The following is an 11,573-nucleotide window of genomic DNA, read 5'->3' as shown; positions in this document are numbered from 1 at the left end:
TTACTTCCTCATCTTTCGTTTTTTTAAATTACCATTTTTAATAAATATAGCACTTAAAAGCATGCTTATGAGTGATGTGATAATCATAGTATTCCAGTAAGGTGGTTGATATTTGATGACAATCTGCTTAGCATTTTTATTGACTGAAACACCAGTCATCATATAATTAACTTTCTGAACTTTGGCAGGTGCACCATCTACGTACGCATGCATACCTTTACGGTAAGGAATATTAATGGCAGCAATACCACCATCATGATGATTAAGATTGACTTGAACACCATTTTTAATATCCTTATAACCAGCACTAAAATGAGCATCCCGATGTGCCTTTTTAAGCGTATCATAATTCTCACCATTTAATTGTTGTAAATCGATATAAAATTCGCCATCAGGTGAAAGGGTTATCGTAATATCACCATTTTTATCTGGTTGTGCTCGATAAAGTTGCGTATCTACCCCTGTACGATAAGTAGAGTTGTTAAACAAGCGATGATTAGCATAATTATTAATCGCAACTGTGTAATTACTATCAGGATTGCCTCGCTTAATCTTCATAGTTAAATAAAAGTCATCGTATTTATCACGTAAATGTTTCGGTAAATGTAGTTTTATTGTGCCACCTTGTTCACCGGTAACTTTATAGCGATGTTTACCATTAAGTTTAATATTCTGATGTTGGATATCGACTTTCGATAATAAATTCGGCGACGATGATTTATAAGACGTACCTTTATTATCCATTACGACACCGTTCAACATTGCATGTTCTCGATCGATAGCTGTGTTTAAAGATTTAGAATGATAGATGTTATTTGTTACTTTTACGCTTGGTAAGTTAAGTGAATTTTCATATATAGTGTATTGTCCACTTGTTTTAATTTTTTTAAAATAAGCAGGCAAATTGCCTTGGTAATCTTTCAACATCATATAGCGTACGGAGAAAAGGCTTGCGATATTTTGTCGACCATTTGTTGATTGATAGCGACTTAACGATTCTTCGGCAAGATTGATTTTAAGGGCATCGTAATAGTAATCTAGAATATTATGATGGAAGATGCTAGAATACAAACTCAATCCCTTAAAGTGTTGATACATCGGTGTATTATCCTGTTCATTTACACGCCAATCAATACGTTCATCTTCCCTTTTACTGTTATTCATTATATTGACTAAAGAACGTTGTAAATCTGAACTATATAAACTTGAGTTAATATAAAACGTATTCGCACGTTCTTCATGATCTTTAAAATAAATTTGATTTTTAATAAAGACGAAAGAAACCATTATGTTGAGTAAGAGAATGGATATTCCAAAAATATAACTTAAATTAATACGGTAATATCTGTCTTTTAAAATTAAAATAAGTAAACCTATAATTGAAACGATTGGTACAAGGATAAGCCAAGCTACAAATTTATGATACGTAATCGCACTGGCAAAAATGATGAGTTCAGCAATAATATTACTAAATACGTAAGTTTTAATTTTTAATGTTCTAAAATATTTCATGAATAACCCAATTAACATTGCTGAATTGAATGAAAGTATAAAATGCCAGCGTTTTTGTGGTGCGGAAAATCCATTAAACACCTGATCAATAAATGGCACAAAGCTGAGTAAGATAAACACTAGTGTTAACATGGCGAATAAGCGATAGTAGTAATGTTTATAAAGCTTAAAGCATAATAGCGCTTGAATTGTTAAGAAGAGTAACACAATTAAATAGTTATCAAAGAAGATATTTGTATTAATATTCAGCTTTTCAAAGGTATCCACCGTTCCAGAGAAGGGGACACGACGATTGTTTAGGAAGCTTTGAACACCATGGAAAAACATAAATAAACTGTTACCTAACCCTAAAATAGCACTAATTACAAATAATATTATCGCTTTACCGCGTGAAATAATATCTTTTGAATGTCTAAAGATGATACGAATAAGAATGTAACCTGCACCTATTAGACAAAGGTAATATGCAAAATAGAAATTATTTATCATGATCAGTGTGACTGTAACAATGAAAAGACCCAATTTCTGTTTTTGAAGCACGCGTTCAATCGAGAGCAGGAGTAACGGCAACCAAATGAAGACATCACTAAAGAATGGCCAATACACTGTAAAGCGATAATATAGTGGCGACATGACAAATAAAAACGCCATAATAAGACTTATCCACGTATTACGTGATAAGTACTTGCTATAAAGATAGGTACAATACATTGCAATTGCAGCTTTAATTATAGAGATAACGAGTGCATTTACCATCCAAAATAGTAAGCCTTGTGTGTTTATATGTATGATCGTTTTTAATAGTATGATACATAGAACATTGATAATAAATAGTATGTTCGTTGAAAAGTAATAACTTAAATCAGTGAAAAAGTCTCCACCTAATCCAAAATCAGAAGCATAAAAGAGGTTACCGTGACTCCACTTTTCAAATAAAAACATCTGAATCGGTACCATCTGTTCAATACCATCATTTGGCCCTGTAAATAATATACCGTCATGAATGAAGCGGTAAATAATATAGCTATGTCCTAAGAGTGACAAAGTAAAAAATATACCTATATATATAAATATTTTCTTCATAACTTACCTCTAATAATCGGATTGAAATTAAAATAGTACATTTAAATTGTAGGGGATAGTTCATATGAATAAAAGTAATTATGCTTTTTATCATGATTCCTTTTATTGCACTTTCTCGTTTTAAATGATGAATGCTAAAATAAAGGGTGAACCAATTAAACAGTGGCTCTTATTTATAATTTCAATTATAATCAACAAGTTAAAGTAAAATATAAAGAAAGTAAGGTGACAATCAATGGCAATACAATGGTATCCAGGACATATGGCAAAAGCTAAAAGAGAAGTTACAGAACAACTGAAGAAAGTAGACGTTGTATTTGAATTAGTTGATGCACGAATTCCATATAGTTCTCGTAATCCAATGATTGATGAAGTAATTAAACAGAAACCACGTGTGGTTATTCTCAATAAAAAAGATATGGCTAATTTAAATGAGATGCAGAAATGGGAAAGTTTCTTTATAGACAAAGGATATTATCCTGTTGCAGTCGATGCAAAACATGGTAAAAATTTAAAGGGCGTCGAAACTGCGGCGATTGCTGCAACAAAAGAAAAGTTTGAGCGTGAGAAAGCTAAAGGTCTTAAACCAAGGGCCATTAGAGCTATGATTGTGGGGATACCTAACGTGGGTAAATCGACATTAATTAATAAATTAGCAAGAAAGAATATTGCTCAAACTGGTAATAAACCTGGTGTGACAAAACAACAACAATGGATTAAAGTAGGACAGTCGCTACAATTGTTAGATACACCTGGTATCTTATGGCCTAAATTTGAAGATGAAACGGTTGGGAAGAAATTAAGTCTAACGGGTGCGATTAAAGATAGCATCGTACATTTAGATGAAGTTGCAATCTATGGTCTACAATTTTTAATTCATCATGATTTAGATGGATTTAAACAGCATTATAAAATTGATGTACCTGTAGATGCCGAAATATTAGAATGGTTTGATGCGATTGGTCGTCGACGCGGTCTTCTACAAAGAGGAAATGAAGTCGATTATGAAGCGGTTATTGAACTTATCATTAACGATGTACGTAATGCTAAAATTGGGACATATTGTTTCGACTTATATTCAGAAATGAAGTGTGAATTAGAAAATGACACAGACAATAAATGAAATTAAACGTATATTAGCTGACATACATTCATTAGATGAATTAGAGCAGCATGAATTTAACCAAGACACCCGTAAAGGTGTACATCAAGCTATATCAAGACGTCGTAAACAACTGCTTAAAGAACAAGACATTGTCGACCACTATTATCAAATGAATCAATTTGAGGATGCGTTGTTAGCTACCAATCCTCAAACATTAATCTGTGGGATTGACGAAGTGGGTCGCGGTCCGCTTGCAGGACCCGTGGTTGCGTGTGCGGTTATATTAAATCAAGGTCATCGCTATTTAGGTTTAGATGACTCTAAGAAAGTATCGGCGACTAAAAGACGAGTGCTAAATGCACAACTAAAAGAGGGTGTACTTGAATATGCCTATGGTATAGCAAGTCCTGAAGAAATTGATGAATTCAATATTTATAATGCAACCAAAATAGCAATGAATCGAGCTTTGACCCAACTGGTAAATCAGCCAGACCATTTACTCATTGATGCAATGGCTTTAGACACTCAAATCCCTCAAACATCGATTATTAAAGGTGATGCTAAAAGTGTATCAATTGCTGCAGCGAGTATAATGGCAAAAGAATATCGAGATGATTTGATGAGAGAAATTGCTGAGGAATATCCAGGTTATGAATTTGAAAAAAATGTTGGTTATGGAACGAAAGCACACTTAGAAGGTTTAGATAGCTATGGCATTACGCCTCATCATCGACGCAGCTTCGAACCAATCAAATCTATGACGTAATTATTTGAATTTTAAATTAATTGCAAAAAGTAGAATACTTTCAGTTTACAATAGCGCTTTCATTTTCTATAATTATAACTGAACTTAACCTAAGAAGTAGGAGGATGGAAGATGAATATCCACGAGTATCAAGGTAAAGAAATATTTCGTTCTATGGGCGTAGCCGTTCCAGAAGGACGAGTTGCATTTACTGCTGAAGAAGCAGTGGAGAAGGCAAAAGAATTAGACACTGAGGTTTATGTGGTTAAAGCACAAATCCACGCTGGGGGTAGAGGTAAAGCAGGTGGAGTTAAAATTGCTAAATCATTATCTGAGGTTGAAACTTATGCCAATGAATTATTAGGTAAGCAATTAGTCACACATCAAACTGGTCCTGAAGGTAAAGAAGTAAAACGTTTGTACATTGAACAAGGTTGCGATATTCAAAAAGAATATTACGTAGGTTTTGTTATTGATCGTGCAACTGATCGCATTACTTTAATGGCTTCAGAAGAAGGCGGTACTGAAATTGAAGAAGTTGCTGCTAAAACACCAGAAAAAATATTCAAAGAAACAATCGATCCAGTTGTTGGTTTATCACCATATCAAGCGCGTCGTATTGCTTTCAATATTAATATTCCAAAAGAATCAATTAACAAAGCAGCGAAATTCTTAATTTCTCTATACAATGTATTTATTGAAAAAGACTGCTCAATCGTTGAAATTAACCCATTAGTTACTACTGGAGACGGTGACGTTTTAGCGTTAGATGCTAAAATTAATTTCGATGATAACGCATTATTTAGACATAAAGATATTCAAGAATTACGAGACTTAGAAGAAGAAGATCCGAAAGAAATTGAAGCATCTAAATATGACTTATCATACATTGCATTAGATGGAGATATTGGTTGTATGGTTAATGGTGCTGGTTTAGCTATGGCTACAATGGATACAATTAATCATTTTGGTGGAAATCCAGCTAACTTCCTAGACGTAGGGGGCGGTGCTACAAAAGAAAAAGTTACTGAAGCATTCAAAATCATCTTAGGTGACGACAATGTTAAAGGTATCTTTGTAAACATCTTCGGTGGAATCATGAAATGTGATGTTATCGCTGAAGGTATTGTGGCAGCAGTTAAAGAAGTTGAATTAACTTTACCACTAGTTGTCCGTTTAGAAGGAACAAATGTAGAACGCGGTAAAGAAATCTTAAATGAATCAGGTTTAGCAATTGAACCAGCAGCTACAATGGCTGAAGGTGCACAAAAAATTGTTAAGCTTGTTAAAGAAGCGTAAGGAAAGGATGGGAACACTAAGATGAGTGTATTTATAGATAAGAATACTAAAGTAATGGTACAAGGTATTACAGGGTCTACTGCCCTTTTCCATACAAAACAAATGCTTGATTATGGCACACAAATTGTCGCAGGGGTAACACCAGGTAAAGGTGGACAAGTGGTTGAAGGCGTGCCTGTTTATAACACTGTTGCTGAAGCTAAAGAAGAAACAGGTGCTAATGTATCTGTAGTATATGTTCCAGCGCCATTTGCTGCGGACTCTATTTTAGAAGCTGCGGATGCAGATTTAGATATGGTAATTTGTATCACTGAACATATTCCTGTTGTAGACATGGTCAAAGTTAAACGTTATTTAGAAGGTAGAAAAACACGTTTAGTAGGACCTAACTGTCCAGGTGTTATTACTGCTGATGAATGTAAAATTGGTATTATGCCAGGCTATATTCATAAGAAAGGTCACGTTGGTGTTGTATCTCGTTCTGGTACATTAACATATGAAGCAGTTCATCAATTGACTGAAGAAGGTATTGGTCAAACTACAGCTGTAGGTATTGGTGGCGACCCAGTCAATGGTACAAACTTTATCGACGTGCTTAAAGCATTTAATGAAGATGAAGACACGAAAGCTGTAGTAATGATTGGTGAAATCGGTGGTACAGCTGAAGAAGAAGCTGCTGAATGGATTAAAGCTAATATGAATAAACCAGTTGTTGGATTTATTGGCGGTCAAACAGCGCCTCCAGGCAAACGTATGGGTCACGCTGGTGCAATCATCTCTGGTGGTAAAGGTACAGCAGCCGAAAAGATTAAAACATTAAATGATTGTGGTGTCAAAACTGCTGATACACCTTCAGAAATCGGTACAACATTAATCGAAGCAGCTAAAGACGCTGGTATCTATGAAGAATTATTAACAATTAAATAATGAGATTGTAAATCAATAAATGATTCACTATACTCCGTTCAAAGTATTATAACTTCTAAATACTTTGAACGGAGTTATTTTGTTTTAAAATACATCTCTTTTTATAATAAATTTCGAGAAATTTATTTGTTTTTTTATTTAATAGCGATATTATATTTATAGTGTATAAATGATAGGAGAGAACAACATGAAACGACAACATTTAATAATAAGACCACTTTGAATTTATGATTTGTACTGAAGACGTATCTTATATTAGGGCCATCATAAATGATTGGAAGTGAGTTTTAAATATGATTTTTACAAAGCTTAGCATAGAAGAATTTAATACATTCGTAGGTCATCATTTTTCACATTATACACAGGTAAATGATTTATACATATATCGTAAGGAACGACATTTAGGTGCTCACCTTGTCGGAGTGAAGGAAAATAACACTGTTATTGCTGCCTGTTTATTAACTGATGCTCGTATATTTAAGGTGTTTAAATATTTTTATACCCATCGAGGACCGGTGATGGATTATACTAATTTAGCGTTAGTTGAATTTTTCTTTAGAAAATTAACGCATTATGTACGTATGCGAAGAGGTGTTTTCATACTCGTTGATCCTTATGTCTTGGAGAATATAAGAAGTGCTGATGGTGAGATTATAGAACACTTTAACAATAAACAGTGGTTTAAGGTAATGCATAAATTAGGATACCAACATCAAGGTTTTACAACTGGTTATTCATCGATGAGTCAAATAAGATGGCATTCTATATTAGATTTAAAAGATAAAAGTGAACAACAATTATTAAAAGACATGTCATATCAAACAAGACGTAACATTATGAAGACAATTGAAATGGGTGTACAAATTAAAACTTTATCAATTAAAGAAACGAGTAGATTTTATCGACTGTTTCACATGGCTGAAGAAAAACATGGTTTTCATTTTCAAGAAGAACCTTATTTCAAACAAATGCTTGAAATTTATGGCGATAAAGCATGTATAAAGTTAGCTTATATTGATTTAAATAAGTATATAAATCTATTAAAACAACATGCGATAGAATTAGAAGAGGAAATGACTGAAATTAAACAATCATTAAAAGTGAATTCTAATTCAAAAAAGACAAAAACAAAATATCACCAATTAAATCAACAGCTAGAGAGCCTTTATAACAAAATAGTAAAAACTGAACAATTAATCATTACAGATGGTACATTATTAGATTTAGCAGCGGCATTATTTATTCATAATGCGCATGAAATGTATTATTTATCAAGTGGCTCAAATCCTAAATATAATGAATTTATGGGGGCATATCGATTACAATGGGATATGATATGTCACGCAAAAAAACTAGGTATTCATCGGTACAATTTTTATGGAATTACTGGTGACTTTGGCAATGAAGCAGAAGATTATGGTGTGCAACAGTTTAAAAAAGGATTTAATGCCTTTATTGAGGAATACGTAGGAGATTTTATTAAGCCAGTCAATAAATGTTTATACAAGCTATACCGAAAATGAGGAAAACTCATTGGGAACAACTAAATAAACGTTAACTTGAACGTTTCGTCTGCGGACACATGAAACTTGATAACTTCAAAATAATCTGAGACTTTTAAGTTTCAGATTATTTTATTTGTTTTAATCTATATTGGATAGTTTACATAATTCAATGTAGAAATTACTCATTAAGTGTTAATGAATATTTGTGCTAAATTGTATTGTAATTGAAATGTGCGCCAAAGACATATTTATTCTATAATGTTATCAAAGGAGACGACTTCATGATTAACAACGATATGATACTTTTGAAATTGATATGGGCGGGATATACGACACAACATCTTCATCATTTATTAAGATTGTATCCTGACTTTTTTAGCTACTCTAATAATGACCAAATTGGCACAATTAAAACCTGGGACACTCTATATCACCAAGGCCATTGTTACAATAAATTCTATGATCTAGACGAGAAAGATATTCTATCATTTCTTAACCAATATAATATAAATTTTATAACAATATTTCATGGGAACTATCCTAAACTATTAAAAGAAATTTACGATTATCCATTTGTATTATTTTACCGCGGTAAGATTAACTTGCTAACATCGTTAAATACATTAGGCGTTGTAGGCTCAAGAAGCGCAACACAGTATTCTGCTAAAGCAATTCAATACTTATTTCCACAATTTACGCATATTCCTTTAACAATCATTTCTGGTTTGGCGAAAGGTGCCGATAGTATGGCGCATCAATTCGCATTGAAATACCATCTTCCAACTATAGCTATCTTAGGTTATGGCCATTTACATCATTATCCCAAAGAAACTCAAAAATTACGCAATATAATTGAAGAAAAAGGATTAGTCATAAGTGAATATCCACCCTTTGACCGTATTAGACGCTATTACTTTCCGCAACGCAATCGATTGATAAGTGGTCTTTCTAAAGGTGTATTAATTACTGAAGCTCGGGTTAAGAGTGGTAGTCAAATTACTATTGATTGTGCACTAGAACAAAATAGAAATGTATACGTACTGCCAGGCTCACTTTTCAACCCATTAACGAAAGGGAATTTGAGACGTGCACAAGAAGGAGCGATGATTGTTACTAAAGCAGAAGATATCACTTGTGATTATTAACATTCTTAAATATAGCCGTTTTATTGTATAAATAATGTACATTTATTTCTAATATATAGCTAAAAATATTATTAAAATAAGTTTAAAAAACACATAAATAGAATTTAAACATTGACAAAATCAAAATTGACCGTTTATCATTTATCTTTAGTAATTGAAATAGCAAGGGGGAATTCACTTTGGCAGATAATTTAGTCATAGTTGAGTCGCCTGCAAAAGCTAAAACCATTGAAAAATATTTAGGTAAAAAGTATAAAGTGATAGCTTCTATGGGACACGTTAGAGATTTACCAAGAAGTCAAATGGGTGTCGATGTAGAAGATAATTTTGAACCGAAATATATTACAATTCGCGGTAAAGGTCCAGTAGTAAAAGATTTAAAAAAATACGCTAAGAAAGCTAAAAATGTCTTTCTTGCGAGTGACCCTGACCGTGAAGGTGAAGCGATTGCTTGGCATTTATCAAAAATTTTAGAACTTGATGATACAAAAGAAAACAGAGTAGTATTTAATGAAATTACAAAAGATGCGGTAAAAGAAAGTTTCAAACACCCTCGTGGCATTGAAATGAATTTAGTAGATGCACAACAGGCACGCCGTATTTTAGATAGATTAGTTGGTTATAACATTTCACCAGTTTTATGGAAGAAAGTGAAAAAAGGACTTTCAGCAGGACGTGTTCAATCTGTTGCTTTAAGATTAGTTATCGATAGAGAAAATGAGATTCGTAACTTTAAGCCTGAAGAATATTGGTCTATAGAAGGTGAATTTAGATATAAAAAATCAAAATTTACTGCTAAGTTTCTTCATTATAAAAACAAACCATTTAAGTTAAAAACTAAAAAAGATATTGAAAAAATCACAACTGAACTAGACGGCGATAAGTTTGAAATAACAAATGTGAATAAAAAGGAAAAAACTAGAAATCCTGCTAATCCGTTTACAACATCAACATTACAACAAGAAGCAGCGCGTAAGTTGAATTTTAAAGCGAGAAAAACAATGATGCTTGCACAACAATTATATGAAGGTATCGATCTAAAACGACAAGGCACAGTTGGATTAATCACATATATGCGAACGGATTCTACTCGTATTTCACAAACAGCAAAAGACGAAGCAAAAAAATATATTGAAGATAAGTATGGTAAAGATTATATTTCTAATCGAACAGCGAAAGGTAAACAAGGTGATCAAGATGCCCATGAGGCAATTCGTCCAACAAGTACTTTACGCACACCTGATGAAATGAAATCGTACTTAACGAGAGATCAGCATCGTTTATATAAATTGATTTGGGAACGTTTTGTGGCAAGTCAAATGGCACCAGCAATCCTAGACACGGTTGCTTTAGATGTTACTCAAAATAACATTAAATTTAGAGCGAACGGTCAAACAATTAAATTTAAAGGTTTCATGACACTTTATGTTGAGGCCAAAGACGATAAAGATAATGAAAAAGAAAACAAATTACCAAATTTAAGTAAAGGTGATGAAGTAACTGCGACGCAAATTGAGCCAGCACAACACTTCACACAACCACCGCCACGATATACAGAAGCACGTTTAGTCAAAACATTAGAAGAACTAAAAATCGGTAGACCATCAACTTACGCACCTACTATTGATACAATCCAAAAACGTAATTACGTCAAACTTGAAAGCAAACGATTTGTTCCTACAGAATTAGGTGAAATCGTTTACGAACAAGTAAAGGACTATTTCCCTGAAATTATTGATGTGGAATTTACGGTTAATATGGAAACATTATTGGATAAAATTGCTGAAGGAGATATCGGGTGGAGAAAAGTAATTGATAACTTTTATGGAAGTTTCAAATTAGACGTTGAACGTGCTGAGGAAGAAATGGAAAAAGTTGAAATTAAAGATGAACCAGCCGGTGAAGATTGCGAAGTTTGTGGTTCGCCTATGGTAATTAAAATGGGACGCTATGGTAAATTCATGGCATGTTCAAACTTCCCAGATTGTAGAAATACGAAAGCGATTGTTAAAACGATTGGTGTTACATGTCCTAAATGTAAAGATGGAGATGTTGTTGAAAGAAAATCTAAGAAAAATAGATTATTCTATGGTTGCTCAAATTATCCCGAATGTGATTTTATTTCTTGGGATAAACCTGTTGGCCGTGATTGTCCTAAGTGTAATCATTACTTAATGGAACATAAAAAAGGACGTAGCTCACAAGTTATATGTTCTAACTGTGATTACAAAGAAGAAGTTCAAAAATAGATA

At 33.1% G+C, this 11,573-nt stretch carries 8 protein-coding genes; 7 read left to right on the top strand and 1 reads right to left on the bottom strand.

Translation table 11 applies throughout. The features are described 5' to 3' along the window. The gene (locus KA878_RS05440) at positions 1-2,595 is read right to left on the bottom strand and encodes a YfhO family protein (protein WP_193839425.1); all 2,595 of its coding nucleotides are present in this window, start codon (positions 2,593-2,595) and stop codon (positions 1-3) included. Positions 2,596-2,830: 235 nt separating this feature from the next. Here KA878_RS05440 and ylqF point away from each other — a divergent pair, with 235 nt between their 5' ends. The 7 genes from ylqF to topA all read left to right on the top strand — a co-directional run bounded on the left by ylqF (position 2,831) and on the right by topA (position 11,570). Further along, entirely contained in the window at positions 2,831-3,718 is an 888-nt protein-coding gene (gene ylqF / locus KA878_RS05435; protein ID WP_193839424.1) for a ribosome biogenesis GTPase YlqF, read from the top strand. Continuing rightward, the gene (locus KA878_RS05430) at positions 3,699-4,466 is read left to right on the top strand and encodes a ribonuclease HII (RefSeq protein WP_193839423.1); all 768 of its coding nucleotides are present in this window, start codon (positions 3,699-3,701) and stop codon (positions 4,464-4,466) included. Before ylqF ends, KA878_RS05430 begins: the two co-directional genes overlap by 20 nt. Positions 4,467-4,577: 111 nt before the next feature. Continuing rightward, positions 4,578-5,744 (top strand): ADP-forming succinate--CoA ligase subunit beta, encoded by a 1,167-nt coding sequence (gene sucC / locus KA878_RS05425; RefSeq protein WP_053029276.1) that lies wholly within the window; start codon positions 4,578-4,580, stop codon positions 5,742-5,744. A 21-nt stretch (positions 5,745-5,765) separates the two neighbouring features. Continuing rightward, entirely contained in the window at positions 5,766-6,671 is a 906-nt protein-coding gene (gene sucD, locus KA878_RS05420; protein WP_053029278.1) for a succinate--CoA ligase subunit alpha, read from the top strand. A gap of 293 nt (positions 6,672-6,964) precedes the next feature. Further along, positions 6,965-8,194, top strand: a complete 1,230-nt coding sequence (locus KA878_RS05415; protein ID WP_193839422.1) for an aminoacyltransferase — start codon at positions 6,965-6,967, stop codon at positions 8,192-8,194. Between the two features lie 263 nt (positions 8,195-8,457). After that, positions 8,458-9,321, top strand: coding sequence for a DNA-processing protein DprA (gene dprA / locus KA878_RS05410; protein WP_075108548.1), 864 nt, complete (start codon positions 8,458-8,460; stop codon positions 9,319-9,321). A 179-nt stretch (positions 9,322-9,500) separates the two neighbouring features. Beyond that, a complete protein-coding gene (topA, locus tag KA878_RS05405) occupies positions 9,501-11,570 on the top strand; it encodes a type I DNA topoisomerase (RefSeq protein WP_193839421.1) in 2,070 nt (689 codons plus the stop codon). The last annotated feature ends 3 nt before the right edge of the window (positions 11,571-11,573 follow it).

The sequence above is a fragment of the Staphylococcus sp. GDY8P57P genome, from assembly GCF_017892585.1.
Lineage (GTDB): Bacteria > Bacillota > Bacilli > Staphylococcales > Staphylococcaceae > Staphylococcus > Staphylococcus borealis.
This window is presented reverse-complemented; position numbering and strand designations above follow the sequence as displayed.

Excerpts from the sequence above, each read along its gene's own strand:
- dprA (WP_075108548.1), top strand. The coding sequence starts at position 8,458 with ATGATTAACAACGATATGATACTTTTGAAATTGATATGGGCGGGATAT.
- sucC (WP_053029276.1), top strand. The coding sequence starts at position 4,578 with ATGAATATCCACGAGTATCAAGGTAAAGAAATATTTCGTTCTATGGGC.
- ylqF (WP_193839424.1), top strand. The coding sequence starts at position 2,831 with ATGGCAATACAATGGTATCCAGGACATATGGCAAAAGCTAAAAGAGAA.
- KA878_RS05440 (WP_193839425.1), bottom strand. The coding sequence starts at position 2,595 with ATGAAGAAAATATTTATATATATAGGTATATTTTTTACTTTGTCACTC.
- sucD (WP_053029278.1), top strand. The coding sequence starts at position 5,766 with ATGAGTGTATTTATAGATAAGAATACTAAAGTAATGGTACAAGGTATT.
- KA878_RS05430 (WP_193839423.1), top strand. The coding sequence starts at position 3,699 with ATGACACAGACAATAAATGAAATTAAACGTATATTAGCTGACATACAT.
- KA878_RS05415 (WP_193839422.1), top strand. The coding sequence starts at position 6,965 with ATGATTTTTACAAAGCTTAGCATAGAAGAATTTAATACATTCGTAGGT.